We start from the raw sequence: 25237 nt of genomic DNA on the forward strand, positions 1-25237 counted from the left end.
ACGCTGCGCACGCCCCTCCCGGTGCGTCAGCTTCCGCCGGAGGCGAGGGCGGAGACCTCGGCCGCGCTCAGCGCACGGCTGTAGAGGCGCACGTTGTCGAGGGCGCCGTCGAGGTACGGGTCGGCGTACTGCGACCGGCCCAGCCAGTTCTGCGTCGTGTTGCCCAGCGAGGCCGGGCTGACGGTCAGGGCGGTGTTGCGGGCCACCTCGGCGCCGTTGACGTAGAGCACGCCCAGGTTGCCGCTGCGGGTGACCGCCACATGGGTCCACGCGCCGGCGGGCAGGGCCGACGGCGCGTCGATGCGCTGTTCCCCGCCCGCGCCGCCGGTGGTGATGGCGAAGCGGGCCGTGCCGGAGCCCGAGCGCGGCGTGAGGAACATGTTGGCGCCCGTGCCGGTGCCGAAGTCGAAGAGCCGGCTCCACGTCGCCACCGTGTCGAGGCGTGCCCACAGCGCCACCGTGAAGTTGGTGGCGCCGGCCAGGACGCCGCCGGGCAGCGCCGCGTACCCGCTGGTGCCGTTGAGGTCGAGCGCGTTGCCGCTGCGGCCGGCCACGTAGCCCGCGCTGTAGACCGTCGCCGTGCGGCCGTTCCCGGAGGCGTCGGCGGGCGAGCTGTCGAAGGGATAGTGCGCGACCAAAGTCGATCCGGTTATCGACCAATAGACGCTGTAGCGCTGCCCGTGTGCCTTGTAGAAAGGAACCAGGGAGACACCGTTGGCGGTGTATTGAAGCGGCGTCGTCGTGGGAGACAGCGACGCCGGGTCCAGCACCGGCAGCGCCGTCAGATTCGATGTGCCGAAGAGTCCACCGAGGACGATCGGCCCGACCTTCACCGCCTGGACGTTGCTGTTGTCGTTTGTCGCTTCCCGGGTGAGCGCCATCGGCAGTGTCACGTCGACCACGTCACCGGAGGCCCAGGTGCGGGTGACCGTGGCGTAGGCGCCCGCCGCCGGTGACGAGAAGACCGTGCCGTTGACCCTGATCTGGGTGCCGGAGGCCCACGCCGGGATCCGGATCCGCATGGTGAAGGCGCCCGAGCCGGTCACGGTCAGCTTGGTGCTGCCGGCCTCCGGGAACGACGTGTCCTGGCGGATCGTCACGCCCCGGGCCGACCACGTGAGAACCGAGGGAATGAACAGATTGACGTAGAGGGTGGTGCCGTTGTCATGGAAGTAGATGCTGTCGCCGAACTTCGAGTTGCTCTCCATGCCCGTGCCGTGGCAGCAGACGAAGCTGTTGTAGTCGTTGCTGTAGGTCTTGATCCCACCGGCCCGCAGCGGCACGTAATAGCACTGGAAGCCGTGCGCCGACGACGGGTCCTGCGAGGCGAGGATGTGGTTGTACAGCGCCTTTTCGTAGTAATCCATGTAGTCGGCGCGCGCCGGGTTGGTGAGGAACAACTGCCGGGTCAACTTCAACATGTTGTACGAATTGCAGCACTCCGCCGTGGTGTCGGAAAGCTCGCTCGCGATCCGGTCCGGCGCCTTGAAGTACTCGCCGTTGGAGTTGCCGCCGATGGCGTACGTGTGGTGCCGCGTCACGATGTCCCAGAAGTTGACCGCTATGTCGCGATAGCGGGTGGTCCCGGTGGCGTGGTATTCGCGGATCGCTCCGATGATCTTCGGGATCTGGGTGTTGGCGTGGTAGTTGTTCAGGCTGTCCACGTTGGACGCGAGCGGGTCGAAGATCTCGGCGTGGTCGAAGTGCTGGGCCGCGGCCAGGTGGTTGGCGTCGCCGGTCAGCTGGTAGAGGTTGGTCAGCACCTCGTTCATCCCGCCGAACTCGGTGTCGAGCATGTTCTGCCGCTGGGTCTGGGTGAGCCGGTCGTTGCGGAACTTCACCCACGAGGCCATCCCGGTGAGCACGGTCAGCGCCTGCGCGTTGCCGGCCAGCAGGTGCATGTCGAGCAGGCCCGCCATGATCTTGTGCAGGGTGTAGTACGGCGCCCACACGCTCTGCCGCTGCTCGACCCGGTCGATGAAGCTCTCGGGGAAGGCGCTGAGGTACCCGGTGTTGAAGCCCGCGGTCGCGGCCCGGGACTGGCATTGCGCCAGCACGGTGACGATCGAGTCGCCCTTGGTCTTGTACGACGCGTCGCCGGTGCTCACGTAGGCCTGCGCGAGCGCCGACAGGTAGTGCCCGGTGGAGTGCCCCCGTAGCTCGGTGGTCGGCGATTCCCAGCCGCCGCACGCGGTGGCGGTGGACGAGAGGCCGACGTTGAGCCGGAAGGTGTGCAGAAGCCGGTTGATGTCGAGGAACTGGAGGTACGACTGGGTGCGCCCGGCGTTGGCGGTGAAGGGACTGGTCAGCAGGCGGACCGCGGTGAGCGGGAAGGCGTAGGCCGAGACGCCGGTGTCGGGGCGGGCGGCGGCCGCGGCGGGGAGAGCGACCGGCAGAGTGGCGGCGACGCCGACGGCGGCGGAGCCGGCTAACAGGGTTCGGCGGGACAGGTGTGGTGACACGAGGGACCTCCCAGGCGAAACGGGGACGGGGGTATCGCCGAGCCGGCCGCGTGGGTGTGCGGCCGGCCCGTTGGGGAGTCAGGTGGTGCGATCGGTTCAGAACGCCTTGACCTCGAGCAGGCCGACCGACCCGGCGCCGCTCTGCAGCAGCACCCGCAGCCGGGTGGTGCTCACCGGTGTGAACGTGACGTGGTTGTACTGATTCAGGGATGCCGGGTAGCCGGACGCGCCGGCCACGTCGACGTAGGCGGTGCCGTTCCAGTACTGCAACTTCCACGACGCGGGGACGCGGACGCCGCCGTTGTCGTCGAAGAAGTAGACGTCGGCGCTGGACAGGGACTGCGCTGACGACCAGGTCAGCAGGCCCCACTGCTCACCGGTGTTGGGCCAGGTGCCCCACCGCGGGTTGACGGTGTCGTTGGAGGAGGGCGGATCGATGCCGTCGTTGAGGGCGGCGACGCTCTCCCAGGACGAGGTGTAGCTGGCGCTCGGTGTCGCGGTGAGCGCCTTGTTGGTGTCCGTCGGCGGGGTCACCACTCCCCCGCGGTTGTAGGCCTTGACCTCGGTGAGGCCGGTCTTGACCCCGGAGGCGTGGGTGACCTGCACCCGCAGCCCGGTGGTGCTGACCGCGCCGAACTGGACCACGTTGTAGTTGGACTGCGGCGACGACGGGGTCTTCACCGCGGACGGGACATTGGTCCAGGTGCTGCCGTTCAAATACTGGATCTGGTACGACGAGGGAGCGCGATAGTGATTGGTGGCTCGATCGTTGCGGAACCAGAGGCGTACCTCGTTGACCGTTCTCGCCTGGCCGAGGTTGAGCTGCAGGTAGTCGGTCGCGTTGGGCGATCCCCAGGTGCCCCAGATCGGCTCGTTGATCGGGAAGCCGTCGACCGCGTTGGCCCCGGAGGTGCCGCTCGCCGTGTACGACGCCGCGGTGGAGACGCCCTGCGCGTAGTTCGGCAGGTCGGCGGTCAGGTCGACGCCGGCCTTGTTGAACATGTCGACCATCTGGGCGCTGGACTGGTTTGTTTGAGTCGGCGACTGCAGGCCCGAGTAGGCCTGGCTCGCCACCACGGTCGCCCCGCCGGCCGGCAGCGTGACCGCGCCGGTGTCGGGGTTCCAGACCAGCCGGACGAGCTTGTCGACGGTCGCGACCCGGGTGCCGTTGATGAAGATCGAGTAGCCCTGCGGGATGCCGGAGTACTTGACCACGCCGTCGGCCGGGTCGTCCCAGACGATGCTGAGATCGGCGTTGCGGTAGCGCAGGTTGTTGACCGCGAAGTTGGGCCAGCCGATGTTGATCGGCCACAGCTCGACCTGCTTGTCGGCGCGCGGCCGCAGGCCCGCCACGTCCTCGACGATTGTCCAGTTGCTGCTGCCGAGGATGTTGTGGTGGATCCAGGACCGGTAGTCGATGGTCTTGGTGCCGGCGTTCCAGTTCGCCCAGAACTCGTTGGCGTCCGGCCAGGCCGTGTTGCCGCCGACGTACTGCGCCCAGGTGTTCCAGTAGAGCAGCTTCTTGTAGTCCTCGGCGCTCATCCACTGGTTCGGGTAGTTGCGCAGGACCGAGGAGTAGAGCCGGAACTGGACCGTCGAGTTGATGGTCGAGAAGTTGTTGCTGCCCGGGAAGCCGGCCGCGGCCGCCGCCGCCTTGTCCTTCTGGTTCGCCGTGTAGAACGGGAAGATCGGGTACTCGGCGGGGTCGGCGAACAGGCGCAGCGCCTGGCGGTACTCGTCCGTGTTCGGCATCGCGCCGACCGCGTACGGATAATAGTTGTTGATCTCTTTCCAGGGAACCAGCGCGTTGGTGGCCACGTGCCGGTGCTCGATCAGCTTGTTCGTCGAATCCCACAGGTACGTGACGATGGCGTTCTTGATGCGGTCGGCGACGGCCTGCATCTCGTTGGCCTTGGCGGTATTGCCGATCGCCGCGTAGGCCTGGGCCGAGGCGAGGGCGCCGCTGTAGACGTACGCGGACTCGGCCCGGTCGAGGTTGCCCGAGCGCCAGTCGAAGGAGACGGCGTCCGCGTCGTTGCCGGTGAGCGCGCCCCAGTCGTACTCGATCAGCCCGTCGTTGTTGTGGTCGTAGTAGGAGAGCTGGCCCTTGGCGTCACCCTCCGCGTACTTCGCCAGGTTGCCGGCGATGGCGGGCTGTCCACCGTGGATCTCGTAGCTGCGCCAGGCCGCCTCGGAGATGTACTGGGTGTAGCTGTTGGACCAGTTCTCCGGGTCGCCGGGGTTGTCCATGAACCGGCCGCCCTTGGAGACCTGGCCGACCGACAGCCACGGGCCGTACGAGTAGGCCGGGTTGCGCAGGTACTTCAGGTCGTCGATGTGCATCGGCTGGGTGAGCGCGATGGCGTTGTTGTAGCCGAGCGCGCCCTCGACGCTCATCGGGAACTGGAAGTCCTGGCCGGGGATGTTGGCGTCCAGGTAGTTGAACCGCATCAGCCACCAGCGGTAGTAGATCTCCTTCTTGATGGCCGGCTCGGGGACGTCGATGTAGGGCAGGTTCTGCGCCCACCACAGGTTGTATGCCCTTACCTGAGTCGCGAACGCATTGTCCGGATTCAACGCTTTGAATGAGTTGTATTCGGACAAAGACTCCGGAATCTCGTTGGCAATGAATCCCAGTTGGACCTTCACTGTGACCGTCGCGCCGGCCGCTACCGTGACACTCCTCGTGAGCGCGCCGCTTGCGGCTGCGAAGCCGTCACCGCTCAGTCTCGGATAAATCGTGGTAAGGGCGTTTTTGACGCTTGTTTGGCCGGTCAGCTCGGTGCCACTGCCGCTCGTCGCGTACGGCGAAGTCACGCGCAGCGCGACCGTGGCCGAGCCCGTACCCGTGTTGGTGATCGCCAGGTTGTCGACCGCCACGTCGTTCTGCGTGATGAATTTCGTCTGGTTGATCCGCAGCGAGCCGTTGGTGTGCACGCTCTTCCAGTGGCTCGGCGCTTGCCAGCGCGACGCCACCTGCTCGGTCCACGTGCCCGACCCGGCGGTCACGGTGAACGCCGGCTGGTCGTTGATGCTCTCCCAGTACGCGACCGTGCCGCCGAAGCCGAGCACCGAGGGATTGTGCGTCTTCATGAACACCGCGCGGCCCCGGCTCATCAGCCAGGTGCCGGCGGGGTCGTTGCCGGAGCGGGACAGCAGGCGGTCCATCCAGAAATCGGTGCCGCCGGATTCCGCGTTGTAGATGGCCTGCATGGTGTTGCCGGTGGTCATCGCGACCGGCGGGTTGGGGATCGACGACCCGGAGAACGTCGGGTAGCCGATCGTCTGGGCCGCGGCCGCCGCTGTGGGAGTCAGCGTGATCGCAGCGGTAGAGCTGATGAGAACTGTCGTCAACGCGAGTGCCAGCCGGGGATGTGGCATCGCGTCACCTCCCTTTCGCTTGCCTCTCAGTCCTTCAGGACGGGTTGGTTGGCAGCCAGATCCGCATCGTGGAGGGCCCGCGACGGGCCCAGCGGTGGTACGGGAGCAGGGGAACCACGACCGGATCAGGACGTTCGGTGGTGGTGCGGTGACTCTGGTACGGCCAGCCGGGGTCGGCCGGGTGGATGCGGTGACCTTTCACAGCGCCGGCTTCGGGGGCGACCGACGTGTCTACCTGGATCTCGTCGAGGCGTACGCCGTCCTCCTGGTCGGTGGACTCGGCGCACATGACGATGGGTCCCACCTCGACGGCGGCGCAGCCGCGCAAGGCGTCGACCCGCGGGTCGGGGAACGTCCAGCGTGGACGCATCGGCAGCTCGAGCCGGATCTGCTCGCCGGAGTGGAAGACGCGCCGATGCACCCCCTCAGGCCCCGTGGCCCACTCGGGGATGCGCATGGTCAGCGTGCGCGGGGTCGGAGGGGCCTCGACCACGGTCACGGTGACCACACCCTCATCGGGGTAGTCGGTCTCGACGTCCAGCACCATGCCGCCGGCCTCGACCCGCATCGGCGCGTACTGGTGGATCTGCACGCCGCCCGGGTCCTCGGTGACGAAGTAGGTGCCCAGCGAGGCGGTCAGGCGGCCCACGTTGTTGAGGCAGCAGGACACCTCGAACCACGGCGCCCGCACGCCGCCGCTGAACCGGAGCTGCTCGCGGTCGGTGCGTGGCGGCTCGGCGGGCACCCGCTGGTGCAGGGTGTGCGCGTAGAAGAAGGACCGGCCGTCGTCGGCGATCGCGGTGGCGATCACGTTGTGCAGCACCCGCTCGACGATGTCGCCGTAGCGCGTCTCGCCGGTGGCCAGCAGCAGCCGGTGGGCCACCATGATCGTGGCGACCCCGGCGCAGGTCTCCGAGTACGCCCGGTCGGGCGGCAGCACGAAGTCCTCGCCGAACGATTCGTCCAGGTGGCGCGAGCCCATCCCGCCGGTGATGTAGGTGCGGCGCGCGAGCGTGCGGTCGAACTGCCGCGCCACCGCCTGGAGCAGCTCGTCGTCGCCGGTCTCGACCGCGACGTCCACCGCGCCGGCGGCGAGATACAGAGCGCGTACGGCGTGGCCGTGGAACACCTCGCTGTTGCGCACCGGCACCGCGTCCTGGAAGTACTGCCAGCCGAACTCGTGCTCGGGCAGCGTGCGCTGGCCGCGCCGGGCCACGAACTTTGCCGCCTGGTCCAGATAGCGCCTTTCGCCAGTCACCCGATAAAGCTCGACCAAACCGGTCTCGACCTCCGGGTGGCCGCAGAAGCCCTCGTCGGCGAACTGGACGCAGATGTGGTCGGCGAGCCGGGTGGCGATGTCGAGCAGGCCGGGCGCCGCGCCGGTCCGGGCCCCCGCGACGGCTGCCTGGAAGAAATGGCCGGCGCAGTAGAGCTCGTGCCCGAAATTCATGTCGCTGTAGCGCGGCGGCTGGCCGGGCCGCCCGTACGCCGTGTGCAGGTAGCCGTCGGCGTCCTGGGCACCCCCGATGAGCGCGGTCAACTCGGCCAGTTCATCGTCATGCCGGACGCCGCCCGGGCGGACGGACTCCCAGCACAGGGCCTCGGTCAGCTTGTACACCTCGGAATCGCTGAACTCGCGCCCCCGCCGGCGTTCCGCGCCCGGGGAGCGGAAGTTGCCGGTCCAGCCGAGCCGGTCCTCCCAGGTGCGGCTGTGCTCCATCGTGGCGCTGCCGTTGATCTGCTGGCGTCGCCCCCAGAAGCCGCCGGTCAGCCGCACCTGCTGCGGTCCCACGGGCCGCAGAACGCCCCGCGACGGCGCGACGGGTCCCGTCATGGCCGCACCTCCCCGAAATTTTTGAAAACCTTTTCGGGCATAGTGACAGGCCTCACTCCGCAGTGTCAACGCCGCATTTCGAAGATGTCCTGCTATGCTGCCGAAAACATTTCGGGAGGCATTCGGTGGGCAGGAAACGGGCGCAGGTGACGCTTACCGATGTCGCCAAGCGGGCCGGGGTCTCGGTGGCCACCGCCTCCAAGGCGATCAACGAGCGCGACGAGGTGGCGCCGGCCACGCGGACGAGGGTGCTGCAGGCGGCCGAGGAACTGTCGTTCCAGCCGAATGTGCTGGCCCGCAGCCTGATTTCCGGCAATACGCGTACGGTGGGGCTGCTCACCGACGAGCTGTCGGCGGCCCGGTTCGCCATCCCGGTGCTGCTGGGCGCCGAGAACGCGCTGGGCAACGAGCAGATGAGCGTCCTGCTGTGCGACGCGCGCGGCGACGCGATCCGCCGCCGCCACTACATCCGCGCGCTGCTGGCCCGGCAGGTCGACGGCTTCATCATCCTGGGCGACTCGAACGAGATCCGGCCCTCGCTGAGCAAGGAGATCCCGGTTCCGGTCGTGTACGCGTACTGCGAATCCGACGATCCCGCGGACCTCTCGGTCGTCGCCGACGACGCCGGCGGCGCCCGCCTGGCCGCCCAGCACCTGGTCTCCCTGGGCCGCAAGAAGATCGCCCACATCACCGGCGACCCCGGCTACCGCGCCGCCCGCGACCGCTCCGCGGCCCTGATCGAGGTGCTGGACGCGGCCGGCCTCCCGCTGGTCGGCGAGCCGCTCTTCGGCCAGTGGTCCCAGCGCTGGGGGCGGCACGCCACCGCGCGGCTGCTCGCCTCCCACCCCGACGTCGACGCCATCTTCTGCGGCAGCGACCAGATAGCGTCCGGCGTGACCGAGGCCCTGCGCGACCTGGGCCGCACGGTCCCCGAGGACGTGGCCATCGTCGGGTACGACAACTGGGAGGTCATCGCGACGGAGTGCCGCCCGCCGCTGACCACAGTGGACCTCAATCTGGAGCAGCTGGGCACGACGGCGGTCCAGCACCTGTTCGCCGCCCTCGACGGCGATCGCCACTCCGGGGTGATCCGCCAGCCGGGCCGCCTGGTCGTCCGCGAGTCCACCGCCGTGGCAGGCCCGCTGCTCTCGCGCTGAGGCGACGTTCGCGGAGGTCACGGCGTCCCCCGCGGAGCTGGACGAGCCACTCCGCGAGGGACACCTGTAGTCGCCTACTTCAGGGGCACCTTCACGCCGTTGGACAGGAACGAGTCGTGCAGCTCGATCTCGGTCAGCTTCGTGCCCTCGGGCACGTCGTAGACCAGCTGCCCGGTCACCTGGTTGCCCGGGTTGATCTGCTCGAGGAAGGTCGTCGCGTTCTTGTTCACGGCGATCTCGGCCTCGGTGCTGTTCGAGTACTCGGTGCCCTTGGCGTCGCGCGCCTTCTGGCTGGTGCCGTCGAAGGTCTGCGCCTCGGCGCCGATGTTCTTCACCTTGATGCTCACGATGCAGAAGGCGCCCTGCGCGTCCACCTTGGTGAAGTCCGCGCCGACGCTGGTCTTGCCGCACTCCATCTTGCTGACGGTGAACTCGAACTTGCCGTCCCGGGCGGCCTTGCCCATCTCGCCGGCGATCGCCTTCTTCCCCGAGGCGGTGTCGTCGAGATCCTGGACGACGTCGTTGCCGGCCTTCGCGATGAGGCTGACGACCCCGATGCAGCCGATCACCATGACCAGGAAGACGCCGAGGACGATCCACGGCCATTTCTTGCGCTTCTTCGGCGGCTGCGCCGGCGGCACCTGATATCCGGGCGGCGGTGGTCCATAGCCCGCAGGCGGCTGTTGCTGATATGTCACGAGTGGATAGCTCCATGTCAACCGGGGTGGACGTCACCCCGCGGCCGGCCCCCCGGTCGTACAACCGGCCACCCGCCCATACAACAGCCGCCACCCCACAAGATCATCAACAGACCGGCCGCAGCTCCCTAAACAGTCAGACAATTACCCTGAACCAAAAGAATGATCTTGAGTGTCAGCAGAACCGGGTGGGGCAGAGCCAGCCCGGGATATTGACATCGTCGTCATCGTCGCCCAGATTCGGCAGCTTTCCACTGCTACCGCTGCCGGGGCTGGCCATGCCCAGGGGTCACTTGCGACGCGGCAGCCGGAGCTTTGCCACGTGCGTACCGGTAAAGGACCAGCTCGTCGAGGGGTGCGAGCAGGCCTCCTGCACCCCTCAGCGTTTGGGTCGCATTGCCCGCGGGAAGCTTCGGCATCGTCGGGTGCGCGGCGAACCACGCCGCCTCGTCGTTCTTCAGCAGGGACAGCACGGCGCTGATTGTCGGCACGCCCGGCGCCGGAGAGGTGTCGACCACCGTCCAGTTCCCGGTATCGAACACTTGGCGGCCGCGCGGTGAGGCATCGGCGCGGCTCATGTCCAAGTCGAAGTCCTTGAGCATCGCAACCGGCATGGCTCGATGCTGGTCGCTCAGCACGTCGGGGTAAAGGTTGACCCCGGCGATGACGCACACGGCGGCGACTGCCGCGGCGACAGCGGTGCGGCGATTCGACGGTGCCCTGTCGGTGCCGCGGTGGATGACCCTGCACGCGACGGTCCACACCCCCCAGGCCGCCCCCGGGCGGGGAAAGCGGGGGTTGCCTGAACGCTGGCGGAACGCCCGAGACCCTGGCCTCCCACCCGTTTCCGGGTGGGAGGCGTCTGCGGGTCAGGCGGTGCGGGCCGCCTGCGTGGTTTCCTGTTTGGCGTCCTGCGCCGAGGACTGGGCCTGCTGCTTGGTGGTCTCGACGGCGTCCTGCGCGGTCGACTTGACCTCGCCCACCGCCTGCTGCACCGAGCCCGACAGGTCGTCCTTGACGTCGCCGGCCGCGTCCTTGAGGCGGTCGGTCAGCTCGCCGCTGTGCTCCTTGAGCTCCTGGCCGGCGCGACGCTCGACCTCGGTGACCGGGAGCAGCGTCGACGCGAGCAGGCCCACGCCGAACGCGATGATGCCCGCGGCGATCGGGTTGCCCTGCGTCTGCGTGGCCACCGCCTGCGGAGCGGAACGGACCGCGTCGGCGGCGTCGTGGGCCTTGTCCTCCACCGTGCTCATGGCGGAGGAAGCAGTGCTCTTGACCGACGAACCGGCGTTCGAGGCGGTGTCGGCGACTGCGTGCTTGCCGTGCTCGGCGCTTCCCATGACCTTCTCCCGGATCGATGTCCACCGGCGCCGCGCCGCCTGCCGGGGGCTGGTCTTCTCGGCCAGCAGGTCGACGTCGCGGGTCAGGGTGGCTCGGGTGCTCTCGATGTTCTGCCTCAGCCGGTCGGGTTCTTCAGCCACTGGGCATCCTCCTTGATCGTGTCGACCGTCCGCCGCGGAACGGGATCAACGGTCTTGAGCTTCTTGCGGCCGCTCGTGTAGAGCACCGCGCCGATGACCGCCCAGATCACGGCCACGATCAGCGCCGCCCAACCGGCGTCCATGACGTTCGCCAGGCCGAAGACCAGGGCGAAGCTGAGCAGGACGACCGCCAGGTACCCGGCGAACCCGGCCACGCCGAGCATGCCCGCGGCCTTGCCGGCCTTCGCCGCCTCCTGCTTGAGCTCGACCTTCGCGAGCTCGACCTCCTGGCGGAACAGCTGCGACAGGTCGTTGCTGATGTCGCCGATCATCTGGCCGACCGACGTCTCGGCGACCTCTTCGGAACGGTTCCGCGGGACGGTCATAGCCGCGGCTCCGACGACAACGGCGACGGCGGGTACTCCTCGGCCACCGGAACGGGCCGGCCGGTGCCGGTCGCCGCGTATTCGGTGCCGGTCGTCGACGTGTATCCGGTGCCGGCCTCATACCCGGTGGCCGGCGGATAGGTGGTCGAGAACTCGTCGACGCTCGGCTTCACGCGATTGTCGCCATTCGAAGATTCGGCCTTGGCGATGCCCTTGCCGAGCCGGCCGACGACGAAGCCGGCCGCCAGCGCGGTCGCCAGGAACGCCCCCGGACGCCGCCGGGCGAAGTCCTGCACCTCGCGCAGAACGCCCTCGGGCCCGTTCCGATCCAGATAGTCGGCGAGCTGCCGGCCGCCGTCGGCGACCCGGGTGACGATCTGCGCCGCCGGGGAGTCGCCCCGGTCGCCCCGCATCTCGTCGAGCTGGTCGGCGGTCTGGCGGATGCTGCCGGAGAGCCGGTCGTTCTGCGTACGGGCCTGCTCGCTGAGCCGGTCACGCACGTCCCCGGCCAGATTGCGCGCCTGAGCCTTCGCCTCGGCGCCGACTCGCTGTGCTTGCTGGGTGGCGGTGTCCTTGACGTCCGTCGCGGCGTGGCCGGCTGCCTGAGCACCCCGCTCGGCGACCTGCTTGGCCTTGGACGACTCGCCACCGGGGGAACTGTCCGGCGCGTAGGCGCCGGTCGGTAGGTCGGTCACGTTGCCTCCAGGATAGGAGTGATTCTGCGACCGAAATCCCCCGTCCCCGCGCCCTCTAATCCATGAATCGATGAGCGAAAAAATCCGGTAGTTAATATCGCTGCGCGGTGGGTAGCCAGGGAATACGCCGGGACTGTTGTCATCCGGCAAGGATCAAGAAAAGCGAAATGCCGCCCACCCGAAAACCGGGTGAGCGGCATTCACCTGCCTATTTTTGATCAGCTGCAGCCGGAGGTCGAGCCGCAGCCCTCGCAGACGTAGCAGCTGCCCGCGCGACGCATCTTGGTGCCGCAGGTGAAGCAGAGCGGCGCGTCGGCCGCCTGTCCCATCACGACCTCGAGCAGCTCGGTCGACGAGCCGATCGAGACCGGCACCGCCTTCTCCGCCTCGGCCGTGGGGGCCGGTGCGTCCGAGGTCGCCGCGCCCACCGGCGCGGACACCGGTGCCGACGCCGCCATGCCGGCCAGGTCGACCGACGCCGCCGCGGCCTCGGCCGCCGCCTCGGCCTGCACCTGGGCGGCCCGCTCCTTCGCGGTGAAGATGCCGAGCTCGGCACGGGTGTCGTACGGCAGGAAGTCGAGCGCCAGGCGACGGAAGATGTAGTCCATCACCGACGCCGCCATGCGCACGTCCGGGTCGTCGGTCATGCCGGCCGGCTCGAAGCGCATGTTGGTGAACTTGCCGACGAACGTCTCGAGCGGGACGCCGTACTGGAGCCCTATCGAGATCGCCACCGAGAACGCGTCCATGACGCCGGCCAGGGTCGAGCCCTGCTTCGACATCTTGAGGAAGACCTCGCCGAGGCCGTCGTCGGGGTAGGACGACGCGGTGAGGTAGCCCTCGGCGCCGCCGACCGAGAACGACACCGTCTCCGACGGCCGCTTCTTCGGCAGCCGCTTGCGGACCGGGCGGTACTCGACGACCTTCTCGACGACGGGGGCCGAGGCAACCTCGACCGCCGCCGCCTCTTTCTTCGAGGACGAGCCGGCGGCCGACAGCGGCTGACCCACCTTGCAGTTGTCGCGGTAGATCGCGAGCGCCTTCAGGCCGAGCTTCCAGCCCTGGTAGTGGATGTTCTCGATCTCCTCGATGGTCGCCGTCTCGGGCATGTTGACCGTCTTGGAGATGGCGCCGGAGATGAACGGCTGGACGGCCGCCATCATCCGCACGTGGCCCATCGGCGCGATCGCGCGCTCGCCCATGGCGCAGTCGAAGACCGCGTAGTGCTCCGGCTTGAGGCCGGGGGCGTCGAGGACGTTGCCGTGCTCGGAGATGTGCTCGACGATCGCCTCGACCTGCTCCTCGGGGTAGCCGAGGCTGCGCAGCGCGCGCGGAACGGTCTGGTTGACGATCTGCATCGAGCCGCCGCCGACCAGCTTCTTGAACTTGACCAGGGCCAGGTCGGGCTCGATGCCGGTGGTGTCGCAGTCCATCATCAGGCCGATGGTGCCGGTGGGGGCGAGCACCGACGCCTGGGCGTTGCGCCAGCCGTTCTTCTCACCGATCTTGAGGCCGTTCTGCCACTGCTTGGTGGCCTCCTTGACGATCGAGGTGGCGACCGGGTTGGCCGACTTGATCTCGTCGTTGGCGGCGGCGTGCTTGCGCATGACCCGCTTGTGGGCGTCGGCGTTGCGGGCGTAGCCCTCGTACGGGCCGACCACGCCGGCGATCTCGGCGGAGCGGCGGTACGCCGTGCCGGTCATCAGCGAGGTGATGGCGGCGGCGACCCCGCGGCCACCCTCCGAGTCGTACGGCAGGCCGGACGCCATCAGCAGGGCGCCGATGTTCGCGTACCCTATGCCGAGCTGACGGTAGGCGCGGGTGGTGATGCCGATCTTCTCGGTCGGGAAGTCGGCGAACGCGATCGAGATCTCCATCGCGGTGATGATGAACTCGACGCTCTTGACGAACTTCTCCACCTCGAAGCCGCCGTCGGCCTTGAGGAACTTCATCAGGTTGAGCGAGGCCAGGTTGCAGGACGAGTCGTCCAGCGACATGTACTCCGAGCACGGGTTGGACGCGGTGATCCGGCCGGTCTCGGGGTTGGTGTGCCAGTCGTTGATGGTGTCGTCGTACTGCATGCCCGGGTCGGCGCACTCCCACGCGGCCTGGGCGATGCCGCGGAACAGGTGCTTCGCGTCGATCTCCTCGATGACGGAGCCGTCGAGGCGGCTGCGCAGCGCGAACTGACCGCCCTCCTCGTACGCCCGCATGAACTCGTCGGAGACGCGGACCGAGTTGTTGGCGTTCTGGTACTGCACCGAGACGATGTCGGCGCCGCCCAGGTCCATGTCGAAGCCGGCGTCACGCAGCGCGCGGATCTTGTTTTCCTCGCGCGCCTTGGTGAAGACGAACTCCTCGATGTCGGGGTGGTCGACGTCGAGGATGACCATCTTGGCGGCGCGGCGGGTGGCGCCGCCGGACTTGATGGTCCCGGCGCTCGCGTCGGCGCCGCGCATGAAGCTCACCGGTCCGCTGGCGGTCCCCCCGGACGACAGCAGTTCCTTGGACGAGCGGATGCGGGACAGGTTGACGCCGGAGCCGGAGCCGCCCTTGAAGATCAGCCCCTCCTCCTTGTACCAGTCCAGGATGGAGTCCATCGAGTCGTCGACCGACAGGATGAAGCAGGCGCTGACCTGCTGCGGCGACTTGGTGCCGACGTTGAACCACACCGGCGAGTTGAAGCTGAACACCTGGTGCAGCAGCATCCAGGTCAGCTCGTGGTCGAAGAGCTCGGCGTCCGCCTTGGTGGCGAAGTAGCCGTGCTTCTCGCCGGCCTTGCGGTACGTCGAGACGACACGGTCGATGAGCTGCTTGAGCGACCACTCCCGCTCCGGCGTGCCGACGGCGCCCCGGAAGTACTTGGTGGTGACGATGTTCGCCGCGTTCACGCTCCAGAACGCGGGGAACTCGACGCCCTTCTGCTCAAAGTTGATCGAGCCGTCCCGCCAGTTCGTCATGACGACGTCCCGGCGCTCCCACTCGACCTCGTCGTACGGGTGGACACCCTCGGTCGTCCAGACCCGCTCGACACGCAGCCCCCCGGACGCCGCGGCGCTGCCGTTGGCCCGGCTGCGCTGCCGCCCTGCTGTGATGCCGTCCCCGGCCATACTGCTCCCCCTCGTCGTACTGCTTCAAAACCGTCGTCAGTTGCTCAGTCGCTCGCGCAGCGAGGCGATCTCCTTCTCGAACTCGTCGAGCGAGTCGAAGGACTTGTACACGCTGGCGAACCGGAGGTAAGCCACCTGGTCGAGCTCCCGCAGCGGGGTGAGGATCGCCAGCCCCACCTCGTGACTGGGGATCTCGGCCGCCCCCTTGGCCCGGACGGTCTCCTCGACGCGCTGTGCGAGTTTCGCGATCGAGTCCTCGTCGACGGGCCGGCCCTGGCAGGCCTTGCGGACCCCGCTCATGATCTTCGTGCGGCTGAAGGGCTCGGTCACGCCACTGCGCTTCACGACCGCGAGGACCGCCTCCTCGACCGTCGTGAACCGCTTGCCGCACTCGGGGCACGATCGACGGCGCCGGATCAGCGCTCCGTCGTCGGCCTCGCGTGAGTCGACCACGCGCGAGTCGGCGTGGCGACAGTACGGGCAGCGCACCGCGTTCTCCTTCCGGAGCCCTCTCCAGTGTCCCTCCGAGCACGCCAAAACACGGCGTCGCGATGGTCACTGCCAGCGCTTCGCCGTCGACGGCCTGTGGATAACCCTGGGGAGGAAAACCCCAACCTGTGGATGACTTACACCCTTGTAACTACTAGATGTTGGGGTAGACGCTATGCCTCGGCGGACGCGGACGCAAGCGCAGCGGCGTGCCGACGCGCCGTATTTTGCGACTCAACACGTGCGGTGTACCACCCGATTACCGACCGCCGTTCACACAAGATCAACGCGCCATTGGCCGGTAGATCACGTGTGCGGGAGGACCAGAACCTGGCCGGGCTGGAGATCACCGCTGCCCAGATGGTTGAGCCGGCGGATCTCGTCGACCCGGGCCCAGCCGTCGCGGCGGGAGGGCAGCGAGGCCGCGATGTCCCACAGCGTGTCTCCGGGCTGGACAGTGATCGTAGGCAACGGCGTCGAGGGGTCGCCGGAGGCCCGCGACGCGGTGGTGAACAACACGGCGCTCGCCCCCGAGGCCATCAGGGCGAGCAGGACCAGCACCACGACACGGCCGCGGCGGGTCAATCGCAGCGACGGCCCGGCCCGCCGAACAGTGTGCGCGACCATCCCAGGACCCCCAAGATCCACTATTGGAACACTCGTTCGATAGAACGCCCGTACGACGGTCTACCAGAACACACGTACGGAAGTCGAGCACCTTCGGGCGACACGCCGACGCGAATGTCGTACAGATGTTTGAATATGTCGGACCCCACCACTACGGTTTTGCGACAAGAGGGGTCAGCCGGGCGATCGCCATCCCCACGGCATTCCGCGCCGGCTCCGCGAGCGCACCACGTGCCGACGAGGCACTTGGCCGACAAGGAGGGCGGACGTGTCGACCGACGACCGGACGAGCCGGCAACAACAGCAGATCCCCAAGCCCGAGGCGGCGACCGCGCTGCGCCGCCGCTCACCGGGCCGCGCGCGTGGCAACGAGGCGCCGCAGCTGCGGTCGGTCACGCCCGTGGTCAGCCACTTCCCCGACCTGGTGACCGCCGACCTCACCGCCCGCCAGCGGCGCATCCTCGAGTTCATCCGCGACTGGGTGGAGCGCTACGGCTACCCGCCCAGCGTCCGCGAGATCGGCGAGGCGGTCGGCCTGGTCTCGCCGTCCAGTGTGGCCTACCAGCTGAAAGCGCTCGAGTCCAAGGGCTTCCTGCGCCGCGACCCCAACCGTCCGCGTGCCGTCGACGTCCGCGCGCCCAGCGAGATCGTCGACGACGAGACCGTGCGCAGCGCGCGTCCCCAGCCCGCCTACGTGCCGCTGGTCGGCCGCATCGCCGCCGGCGGCCCGATCCTCGCCGAGCAGGCCGTGGAGGAGTTCTTCCCGCTGCCGCGCGAGCTGGTCGGCGAGGGCGAGGTCTTCATGCTCGAGGTCAAGGGCGAGTCCATGATCGATGCCGCGATCTGCAACGGTGACTGGGTCGTGGTCCGCCAGCAGCCCACCGCCAACACCGGCGACATCGTGGCCGCGATGATCGACGGCGAGGCAACGGTGAAGAGCTACCGGCAACGCGACGGCCACGTCTGGCTAATGCCGGCCAACCCGGCCTTCGACCCGATTCCGGGCGACGACGCCACCATCATGGGACGAGTGGTCGCGGTTCTGCGTCGGGTTTAAATCCCTATATCGTACGAGTTCGGAGAAGTCCCCCGTTTTGCGGACGGCCTGGGCGAAACACCGGGCCGTCCCCGGCCGCCGGCCCGGACGACGGCCGAAAACCGGCCCGAAAGCGCGCGAAGGCGGCCGGGACAGCGCGACGCCGGCCGACAAGGCCGGCCGGCGTCGAAGAAGCGTGATTCAGCCCCGCAGGAACTCGTCGCGGTGCTCGGTGATCCACTCCTCGAGCGGCTTCAGCCGGGGGTTGATCTCCCGGACGTTGTCCAGATCCCGGTGCCCGACGAACGACTCGGCCGCCTCGGCGTAGAACTGGAACGTCCCGGCGACCTCGTCGGCGGCGGGGAAGCCGGCCGCGCGCACCTGGTCGTGGGTGAGCGGCCGGTAGTCGACCTGCTCACCGAGCACCCGGGTGAACAGCGCGGCCAGCTCGGCGCCGGTGTAGTGGGCGCCGGCCAGCCCGACGGCCCGCCCGACGTAGCGCGGCCCGGCCAGGAAGATGCCGTACGCGGTGCGGCCGATGTCCTCGACCGCGACCAGCGACAGCGGGCTCTCCCCCATCGGGATGGTCAGCGCCAGGCGGCCGTCCGCGCCGCGGCTCGGGCCCTGCCCCGCCAGCAGCGACTCGTAGTAGAACGTGGTCTCCAGGAACGTGGTCGGCACGCCCTGCGCGGAGAAGTACGCGTTGGCCTCGCCCTTCGCGTCGAAGTGCGGCACCTTGTAGCCCTCCGCGAGCGTGGGGATCGCGCTCTCGGCGTACTCGAAATGCGGTCTGGTGTCCTCGAGCGTCGACCACACCACGTGCTTGAGGCCGGCGGCCTTGGCCGCCCGCGCCGCGGTCTCGGCCTGCTCCAGCTCCATCCGGGCCCGGCTGCGCGCCGCCTCCTCTTCGGGCGTGAGCGGCGCCCAGTAGTTGGTGACGACGAACGCGCCGTACGCGCCCTCGAAGGCCTTCCGCACGCTCGCCTCGTCGTCGAGGTCGGCCCGGACCACCTCGGCGCCGCGGGCGGCGAGCTCCTTGGCCTTGGGCGAGTCCACGTCGCGGGTGAGCGCGCGCAGCGCGAACGGCCCGTCCGGGTCGTCGAGGATGGCGCGGGCGAGGCCACCGCCCTGGGAGCCGGTCGCGCCCACCACAGCGATGATCTTCTTGTCGGTCACGGTGATTCCTTCCCGTTGCGATAGCGGCGAGCCTGAGGCGGGCCGCTCGACGAGCCTGGCGCGGGGAAGACGGCGGTGCCGCACCACGTTGTGGGTACCCATGGCGTGGTGTGGTTCGCGCCCGGGGCGGGAGGCAGGATCGCGACGTGGGTGAGCATCGCAACAACGAGCTTGGCGAGTTCCTGCGCGCACGGCGGTCGCAGCTGACGCCGGTCGAGACCGGGGTGCCGACCTACGGCACGACCCGCCGGGTGCCGGGGCTGCGGCGCGAGGAGGTGGCGCTGCTCGCCGGCGTCAGCGCGACCTACTACACGCGCTTGGAGCAGGGCGAAAGCCACCAGATGTCCGACTCGGTCATGGAGGCGATCGCCAATGCGCTACGCCTGGACGACAGCGAGCGGGTGCACCTGCGCCGGCTGGCGTGGCCGGCCGTGACCCGCCGCGACCCGAAGCCGGAAGAGGTGCGCGGCTCGCTGCTGGCCGTGGCCGAGAGCACGACCGGGCAGGCCGCGCTGATCGTCGGCCGCTACATGGACCTGCTCGGCGGCAACCGGCTCGCGTACGCCCTCTACGGCCTGACACCCGGCCGGCGGGTCAACATGGCGCACCAGATGTTCCTCGAGCCGGCGATGCGCGACCTGCTCGTCGACTGGGCGGGCGACGCCGTCGCCACCGCCGCCTACCTGCGCATGGCGACCGGCGACCAGCCCGACGACCCGAAGCTCGCCGAGGTGATCGGGGAACTGAGCATCAAGAGCCCCGAGTTCGCCCGGATCTGGGCCGCCCACCCGGTCGCCGAGTGCGTGCACGGCGTCCTGGAGTACGACCACCCGCTGGTCGGCCGCCTCACGCTGATCGAGGAGACCTTGCGAGTCCCGGACGACCCCGGCCAGCGCATGATCTTCCTGGGCGCGGCCCCCGGCTCCGACACAGCAGACCGCCTGCGCCTGCTCGACTCCCTGGTCTCCTGACGCCGGCGCGCCCCTGACTCCAGCGGTCCCGCGCTCCAGCGGTCCCGTGCTCCAGCGTCGCCGGGGCGTCGGCGCTCTCTCAGCGGCGGTAGCCGGGGTTGTCGAAGCGGCCCTCGGGCCGGTAGCCGCGCTCGTCGTCGCCCCGCTGCGGCGGGCGAGGACCGCCCTCGCGGCCGTTCGGCTGGCCGTAGACGCCCTGCCCGCGCGGCGGCTGCTGCCGGCCGCCCTGCGGTGGACGCGGCCCGCCACCCTGCTGGGGCCGGGGCTGCTGCATGCCGCCCTGACCGCCCTGCGGCGGACCGGCCGGCCGCTGCGGACGCTGACCCTGCTGCGGCCCGCGCGGCTGGCCATACCCGCCGCCACCGCCACCACCGCCGCTGCCGGGAGCGCCGTACACGCCGTTGCGGCCGGGCTGCTGAGGACGCTGACCCTGCTGCGCACCGCCCGGCCGGGACCCGCCCTGCTGCGGCCCGCGCGCGGGCTGGCCGCCGCCCTGCTGGGAGCGCGCGTACTGCGGCGCGCCACCGCCGGACTGGCCGCCGTAGACCGGGCCGCTGCCGCGCTGCTGGCCGCCCTGGCCCCCGTAGACCGGACCGCTGCCGCCGCCGGCCGCCGGGCCGGACCGGGCTCCACCGTAGACACCGGCCCGCTGGCCGCCCGCGCCGCCCACACCGATCAGCTCGGTCTCGGGGTCGCCCGGCGGGTCGTCGAGGTCGACCGTCGGCGGCAGCTCGGCGAGACGCTTGCGGTGCCGCGCGATGCCGAGCACGCCGACACCGACCAGGATCAGCCCGATCAGGCCGACCGCGCCGACGCCGTACGTGATCTGGTCGATCGTCAGGTCCGAGTACCACGCCTTGCCGCCGCCCTCGGCGGCCGCCGAGTTCTTCTTGATGACCGCGGCCTCGGTGGACGGCGTGTACTGCAGGATGTAGTTGGCCGTCTCCTCGTCACCGTTCATGTCGGACACGGTGTAGAAGGACTTGCCGTCGGCGCTGTAGGTGATCGCCTCGCCCAGCGGCTCGTTGGGCAGGCCGGTGTAGCGCGGCTTTCCCTTCAGCGCGGCGAGCACGTCGTTGTTCTGAACGTCGAACTCGAGCGCGTCGGTGTACGTGCGCAGCACCACCTTGCCGCCGCCGGGGGCGATCGCGCCGCCGTCGATCGACTTGTTGCCGATGCGGGCGATCGGGGTGCCGTCGGTCTCGGTGGCCGAGATGGTGAGCGTGGCCACCTTCTTCAGCGGGACGGCCTCTTCGCTGTTCGCCACCAGCGCGGCGGACGGCTCGTAGACGTTCGCCTTGCCGATCTCCTTGGTGACGATCAGCGGGATGCCGTTGCCGGTGAGCAGCAGGGCCTCGGCGTCGTGGTAGTCGCCCTCGGGGTACTTGACCCGGTAGAGCGTCGGCTTCTTGGAGCCGTCGGCCGGCATCTTCCAGAGGGCGATCTTCTCGCGGCGGGTGCCGTCCTCTTTGTTGTAGTTGTTGTCGCCGATGTCGGCGATCCACAACGTCTTGCCGTCCGGCGAGAGGATCAGGTCCTCGGGGTCGAGCGGGCCCTTGCCCGAGTACGCCTTCTCGTCGGTGACCTTGCACTTGTTGTCGAGGAAGAAAACCTTCTTGTGGCTGTCGACGTTCGTGCTGTCGTTGATCACGATGAAGCCGGTCTTGGTGGCCACGATCCCGGAGAGCTCGTCGAGCTTCGGGTCGGTGACCTTGCACAGCTTCTTGCCCGCCGTCGCCTTGACGCTGACGGTGGGTGCCGGATCATCCGCAAACGCGCTGGACGGACCGACCATCACCAGGCCAACGGCCGCGATGACCGGAAACACGAGACGCCGCATCCGATCAGTGTCGCATGCGGCGTCCCGAACCGGGATTACGCGTGGATCAACCCTGGTCAGCCCGCCCACTCTCAGTCGCGGAACGACTCCAGCTCGGCAGCGAGCCGCTCATCGACCCGCACCTGCAGCTCAGTCCCCTCATCCGTATAGCGGGTGTTGAGTACCTGACCGGCCCTATGAATTCGTGCGACCAGGTCACCCCTGTCATACGGAAGGAGGACCCGCAGATCCACCGCCGGGCGGGGCAGCCGCTGGGCGATCGCGGCGTGCAGCTCGGGGATGCCGATGCCGCTGCGCGCCGAGACGAAGACCGCGTCGGGCCACGTCCTCTTGAGCCGGAGCAGGCTCTCCTCGTCGGCGGCGTCCACCTTGTTGATGACCAGCAGCTCCGGGATCCGGTCGGCGCCGACCTCGCCCAGGACCTCGCGCACGGCGCTGACCTGGCCCTCGGGGTCGGGGTGCGCGCCGTCGACCACGTGCACGACCAGGTCGGCCTCGGCCACCTCCTCGAGCGTCGAGCGGAACGCCTCGACGATCTGGTGCGGCAGGTGCCGGACGAAGCCCACCGTGTCGGACAGCGTGAACACCCGGCCGTCCTCGGCCGCCGTGCGCCGCGTGGTCGGGTCGAGGGTGGCGAACAGCGCGTTCTCCACCAGGACGCCGGCCTGGGTCAGGCGGTTGAGCAGGCTGGACTTGCCGGCGTTGGTGTAGCCGGCGATGGCCACCGCCGGAACGCCGCTCGCCTGCCGACGGGAGCGCTTGGTCTGCCGTACGGTCCGCATGGCCTTGATCTCACGACGCAGGCGCGCGATGCGGTTGTTGATCCGCCGGCGGTCGGTCTCGAGCTTGGTCTCACCCGGACCGCGCGTGCCCACGCCGCCGCCCGCGCCGCCACCGCGGCCGGAGCCACCGGCCTGGCGAGAGAGCGTCTCACCCCAGCCGCGCAGACGCGGCAGCAGGTATTGCAGCTGGGCCAGCTCGACCTGCGCCTTACCCTCTTTGCTCTTCGCGTGCTGGGCGAAGATGTCGAGGATCAGCGCCGTCCGGTCGACGACCTTGACCTTGGTCTGCTGCTCGAGGTTGCGCAGCTGGGACGGGGACAGCTCGCCGTCGCAGATCACCGTGTCGGCGCCGGAGGTGACCACCACGTCGCGCAGCTCGTCGACCTTGCCCCGGCCGATGAAGGTGGCCGCGTCGGGCCGGCCACGCCGCTGGATGAGCCCCTCGAGCACCTGTGAGCCGGCCGTCTCGGCCAGCGCCGCGAGCTCGGTGAGTGAGTTCTCCGCGTCGGCGATGGTGCCCTCGGTCCAGACCCCGACCAGGACGACCCGTTCGAGCCTCAGCTGCCGGTACTCGACCTCGGTGATGTCGGTGAGCTCGGTGGAGAGCCCGGCGACGCGCCTCAGCGAGTGCCGCTCCTCGAGCTCGAGCTCGCCGGTCGTGGGGTCCGCCTCGAGCTCGTCGAGGACGGGCGCCTGGTAAGTGTTTCGCAAAAAAGTGACCTCCTCGGCCCGATCGTGGCACGTCGCGGAGTCGGGCGCACCTACATAACAGGGCCGGGCCCTCTCCAACCGCCCCGCCCGCCACCCACGACCGGACTGAAGCGTTATCCCTGAGTGTCTGACTCACTAGTAACCACCGGATTGGAAACCGATATTCCGGAAGAGCAAGAATGCGGTGAACGATCCACCCGATCCGGAGGACACACCGTGGTGACCACCCGCCTGCCGAGCGCAGGATTCTCGATCACGATTCGCATCGCCGTTACCGCGGACGCCTCGTCGATCGGCCGCCTCACGACCTGCGTCGGGGAGGCCGGCGCGATCGTGACGGCGCTCGACGTGGTCGACTCGGACCCGACACATGTGCTCGTCGACCTCACCTGTGACACGGCCGACTCCAACCACGCCGACCAGGTCGTCAAGACCCTCGAGGAGCTGGACGGCGTCGACGTCCGCAAAGTGTCGGACCGCACCTTCCTGCTGCACCTCGGCGGCAAGATCGAGGTGAGCTCCAAGGTCGCGCTGCGCAACCGGGACGAGCTCTCCCGCGCGTACACGCCCGGCGTGGCCCGGGTCTGCATGGCGATCGCGGAGAATCCGGCCGACGCCCGGCGCCTGACCATCAAGCGCAACACGGTCGCGGTGGTCAGCGACGGCTCGGCGGTGCTCGGCCTGGGCAACATCGGCCCGGCCGCGGCCATGCCGGTGATGGAGGGCAAGGCGGCGCTGTTCAAGCGCTTCGGCGGGGTGGACGCGTGGCCCGTGGTGCTCGACACGCAGGACACCGACGAGATCGTCCGGATCGTCAAGGCGATCGCCCCGGCCTACGGCGGCATCAACCTCGAGGACATCGCGGCGCCGCGCTGCTTCGAGATCGAGGAGCGCCTGCGCGAGCAGCTGGACATCCCGGTCTTCCACGACGACCAGCACGGCACCGCGATCTGCGTGCTCGCCGCGCTCACCAACGCGCTGCGGGTGGTGGGCAAGCGCCTGCAGGACGTGCGGGTGGTGGTGTCGGGCGCCGGCGCCGCCGGCACCGCGATCATGAAACTGCTGCTGCGCCAGGGCGTGGGCGACATCATCGCGTACGACCGGAAGGGCGCCCTGCACCGCGGGATGCCCGACATGACTCCGACCTGGCACTGGCTGGCCGAGAACACCAACAAGTCCAACTACTCGGGCGACCTTCCGGGCGCGATCGTCGGCGCCGACGTCTTCATCGGCGTGAGCGCGCCCAACCTGCTCAGCGGCGACGACATCGCCAAGATGGCCGAGAAGTCGATCGTGTTCGCGCTGGCCAACCCCGACCCCGAGGTCGACCCGCGGGAGGCCCGCAAGCACGCCGCCGTGGTCGCGACCGGCCGCTCGGACCAGCCCAACCAGATCAACAACGTGCTGGCGTTCCCCGGCGTCTTCCGCGGCATGCTCGACGTGAGCGCCCAGGAGTTCACCGAGGAGATGGCCCTCGCGGCGGCGCGGGCGATCGCCGACGTGGTCGGCGAGGACAAGCTCAACCCCACGGTCATCATCCCGAGCGTCTTCGACCCCAAGGTCACTCCCGCGGTCGCGGCCGCCATCCGCGCGGTGGTCCGGGGCGTCCCGGCGCCGCACAACCCCGCGGCCATGCCCGAGGCCGAGCTCCGCGAGGCCCCCGAGGAGAGTTTCTAGCGCCGGGCCGTCCAGCCGGTCAGTTCGGCGACGTGGTCGGTGATCAGGCCGGCAACGCCCGCCGCGGCGAGATCGGCCCATCGCGTCAGGTCGTTGGCGGTCCACGGCATGACCTCGATGCCGGCCTCCGTCAACGCGCGCGTGGTGGCCCGATCGCCGAGCACGTCGTCGACCGACGGGTTGCAGCAGACCACCTCGAGCTCGCGCGCCAGGGCGACCGTCTCCGGGACGAGGCCCTGGCGCAGCAGGCCGCGGCGCACGTCGGGCGCGGCCTCGCGGGCCAGGCGGACCACCTCGGGGTCGAAGCTCTGCACGATGGTGCGCGCCAGCAGCCCGCGCTCGGCGACCAGCTCGACGATGGCCTTGACCTGGTCGAGGGTGGCGGGCGGCTTGATCTCCAGCAGGATCTGGGCGCCGGTCGGGGCGAGCAGATCGAGGGTCTCGGTGAGGGCCGGCACCCGCACGCCCGTGAACGCCGGGGAGAACCAGGATCCGGCGTCCGCCGACAAAACCTCTGAAGAAATCACATCCCAGACATATCCGGCAGCTGTCGTCGTGCGGTCCAGCGTGCGGTCGTGGATCACGACGGGTACGCCGTCGGCGGTCGTGCGCACGTCGAACTCGACATGAGTGGCCCCACCACGCACGGCGGCGGCGAAGGCGGGCAGCGTGTTCTCCGGCGCCACGGCCGAATAGCCGCGGTGCGCCACCCGATGCCGCATCA

Annotated in this window: 19 protein-coding genes; 4 read left to right on the forward strand and 15 right to left on the reverse strand. The window is 69.3% G+C overall.

The window, feature by feature from the left end; genetic code table 11:
- Nucleotides 1-26 precede the first annotated feature (26 nt).
- The 3 genes from ACQPZX_RS41960 to ACQPZX_RS41970 all read right to left on the reverse strand — a co-directional run bounded on the left by ACQPZX_RS41960 (nt 27) and on the right by ACQPZX_RS41970 (nt 7677).
- Nucleotides 27-2462, reverse strand: coding sequence for a beta-L-arabinofuranosidase domain-containing protein (locus tag ACQPZX_RS41960; protein WP_433368638.1), 2436 nt, complete (start codon nt 2460-2462; stop codon nt 27-29).
- A gap of 96 nt (nt 2463-2558) precedes the next feature.
- Nucleotides 2559-5843 carry a discoidin domain-containing protein gene (locus ACQPZX_RS41965; protein ID WP_433368641.1) on the reverse strand — a complete coding sequence of 1095 codons (3285 nt, stop codon included), beginning with the start codon at nt 5841-5843 and terminating at the stop codon, nt 2559-2561.
- A gap of 34 nt (nt 5844-5877) precedes the next feature.
- Nucleotides 5878-7677 (reverse strand): glycoside hydrolase family 127 protein, encoded by a 1800-nt coding sequence (locus ACQPZX_RS41970; RefSeq protein ID WP_433368644.1) that lies wholly within the window; start codon nt 7675-7677, stop codon nt 5878-5880.
- A gap of 125 nt (nt 7678-7802) precedes the next feature.
- On the opposite strand from ACQPZX_RS41970, the gene ACQPZX_RS41975 reads away from it, so the two are divergent.
- On the forward strand, nt 7803-8834 hold the full coding sequence (locus ACQPZX_RS41975; RefSeq protein WP_433368646.1) for a LacI family DNA-binding transcriptional regulator: 1032 nt from the start codon (nt 7803-7805) through the stop codon (nt 8832-8834).
- A 74-nt stretch (nt 8835-8908) separates the two neighbouring features.
- On the opposite strand, the gene ACQPZX_RS41980 is transcribed toward ACQPZX_RS41975, so the two are convergent.
- The 8 genes from ACQPZX_RS41980 to ACQPZX_RS42015 all read right to left on the reverse strand — a co-directional run bounded on the left by ACQPZX_RS41980 (nt 8909) and on the right by ACQPZX_RS42015 (nt 16320).
- Nucleotides 8909-9532, reverse strand: coding sequence for a DUF4352 domain-containing protein (locus ACQPZX_RS41980; protein ID WP_433368649.1), 624 nt, complete (start codon nt 9530-9532; stop codon nt 8909-8911).
- Between the two features lie 257 nt (nt 9533-9789).
- Entirely contained in the window at nt 9790-10296 is a 507-nt protein-coding gene (locus ACQPZX_RS41985; protein ID WP_433368652.1) for a hypothetical protein, read from the reverse strand.
- Nucleotides 10297-10401: 105 nt separating this feature from the next.
- On the reverse strand, nt 10402-11013 hold the full coding sequence (locus ACQPZX_RS41990; protein ID WP_433368655.1) for a DUF3618 domain-containing protein: 612 nt from the start codon (nt 11011-11013) through the stop codon (nt 10402-10404).
- Nucleotides 10989-11399: a phage holin family protein gene (locus tag ACQPZX_RS41995; protein WP_433368658.1), complete on the reverse strand. Its 411-nt coding sequence runs from the start codon at nt 11397-11399 to the stop codon at nt 10989-10991. Before ACQPZX_RS41995 ends, ACQPZX_RS41990 begins: the two co-directional genes overlap by 25 nt.
- A complete protein-coding gene (locus ACQPZX_RS42000; protein ID WP_433368661.1) occupies nt 11396-12094 on the reverse strand; it encodes a hypothetical protein in 699 nt (232 codons plus the stop codon). Before ACQPZX_RS42000 ends, ACQPZX_RS41995 begins: the two co-directional genes overlap by 4 nt.
- Before the next feature lie 218 nt (nt 12095-12312).
- Nucleotides 12313-15204: a vitamin B12-dependent ribonucleotide reductase gene (locus ACQPZX_RS42005; RefSeq protein WP_433368664.1), complete on the reverse strand. Its 2892-nt coding sequence runs from the start codon at nt 15202-15204 to the stop codon at nt 12313-12315.
- 36 nt (nt 15205-15240) lie between these two features.
- Complete coding sequence (gene nrdR / locus ACQPZX_RS42010; protein WP_433368667.1) at nt 15241-15693, reverse strand: transcriptional regulator NrdR; 453 nt, start codon at nt 15691-15693, stop codon at nt 15241-15243.
- Nucleotides 15694-15999: 306 nt separating this feature from the next.
- Nucleotides 16000-16320, reverse strand: a complete 321-nt coding sequence (locus ACQPZX_RS42015) for a LysM peptidoglycan-binding domain-containing protein (protein ID WP_433368670.1) — start codon at nt 16318-16320, stop codon at nt 16000-16002.
- 334 nt (nt 16321-16654) lie between these two features.
- Here ACQPZX_RS42015 and lexA point away from each other — a divergent pair, with 334 nt between their 5' ends.
- Nucleotides 16655-17377 (forward strand): transcriptional repressor LexA, encoded by a 723-nt coding sequence (lexA, locus tag ACQPZX_RS42020; RefSeq protein ID WP_433385765.1) that lies wholly within the window; start codon nt 16655-16657, stop codon nt 17375-17377.
- Between the two features lie 180 nt (nt 17378-17557).
- Here lexA and ACQPZX_RS42025 read toward each other — a convergent pair whose 3' ends face one another.
- Nucleotides 17558-18532, reverse strand: a complete 975-nt coding sequence (locus tag ACQPZX_RS42025) for an NmrA/HSCARG family protein (protein ID WP_433368673.1) — start codon at nt 18530-18532, stop codon at nt 17558-17560.
- A gap of 146 nt (nt 18533-18678) precedes the next feature.
- On the opposite strand from ACQPZX_RS42025, the gene ACQPZX_RS42030 reads away from it, so the two are divergent.
- Nucleotides 18679-19503: a helix-turn-helix transcriptional regulator gene (locus tag ACQPZX_RS42030; protein ID WP_433368676.1), complete on the forward strand. Its 825-nt coding sequence runs from the start codon at nt 18679-18681 to the stop codon at nt 19501-19503.
- A gap of 79 nt (nt 19504-19582) precedes the next feature.
- On the opposite strand, the gene ACQPZX_RS42035 is transcribed toward ACQPZX_RS42030, so the two are convergent.
- Both ACQPZX_RS42035 and hflX read right to left on the reverse strand, forming a co-directional pair.
- Nucleotides 19583-21343 (reverse strand): hypothetical protein, encoded by a 1761-nt coding sequence (locus tag ACQPZX_RS42035; protein WP_433368679.1) that lies wholly within the window; start codon nt 21341-21343, stop codon nt 19583-19585.
- Nucleotides 21344-21414: 71 nt separating this feature from the next.
- A complete protein-coding gene (gene hflX / locus ACQPZX_RS42040; RefSeq protein WP_433368682.1) occupies nt 21415-22836 on the reverse strand; it encodes a GTPase HflX in 1422 nt (473 codons plus the stop codon).
- Between the two features lie 216 nt (nt 22837-23052).
- Between hflX and ACQPZX_RS42045 the strand changes: the two genes are divergently transcribed.
- Nucleotides 23053-24513 carry an NAD-dependent malic enzyme gene (locus tag ACQPZX_RS42045; RefSeq protein ID WP_433368685.1) on the forward strand — a complete coding sequence of 487 codons (1461 nt, stop codon included), beginning with the start codon at nt 23053-23055 and terminating at the stop codon, nt 24511-24513.
- Here ACQPZX_RS42045 and ACQPZX_RS42050 read toward each other — a convergent pair.
- On the reverse strand, nt 24510-25235 hold the full coding sequence (locus ACQPZX_RS42050; RefSeq protein ID WP_433368688.1) for a glycerophosphodiester phosphodiesterase: 726 nt from the start codon (nt 25233-25235) through the stop codon (nt 24510-24512). The genes ACQPZX_RS42045 and ACQPZX_RS42050 overlap by 4 nt on opposite strands.
- Nucleotides 25236-25237: the final 2 nt, after the last annotated feature.

The organism is Actinoplanes sp. CA-142083 (assembly GCF_050942195.1).
In the GTDB taxonomy this organism is placed as follows: Bacteria; Actinomycetota; Actinomycetes; order Mycobacteriales; family Micromonosporaceae; genus Actinoplanes.

Excerpts from the sequence above, each read along its gene's own strand:
- ACQPZX_RS41965 (WP_433368641.1), bottom strand. The coding sequence starts at position 5,843 with ATGCCACATCCCCGGCTGGCACTCGCGTTGACGACAGTTCTCATCAGC.
- ACQPZX_RS41970 (WP_433368644.1), bottom strand. The coding sequence starts at position 7,677 with ATGACGGGACCCGTCGCGCCGTCGCGGGGCGTTCTGCGGCCCGTGGGA.
- ACQPZX_RS41995 (WP_433368658.1), bottom strand. The coding sequence starts at position 11,399 with ATGACCGTCCCGCGGAACCGTTCCGAAGAGGTCGCCGAGACGTCGGTC.
- ACQPZX_RS42005 (WP_433368664.1), bottom strand. The coding sequence starts at position 15,204 with ATGGCCGGGGACGGCATCACAGCAGGGCGGCAGCGCAGCCGGGCCAAC.
- ACQPZX_RS42015 (WP_433368670.1), bottom strand. The coding sequence starts at position 16,320 with ATGGTCGCGCACACTGTTCGGCGGGCCGGGCCGTCGCTGCGATTGACC.
- ACQPZX_RS42035 (WP_433368679.1), bottom strand. The coding sequence starts at position 21,343 with ATGCGGCGTCTCGTGTTTCCGGTCATCGCGGCCGTTGGCCTGGTGATG.
- ACQPZX_RS42050 (WP_433368688.1), bottom strand. The coding sequence starts at position 25,235 with ATGCGGCATCGGGTGGCGCACCGCGGCTATTCGGCCGTGGCGCCGGAG.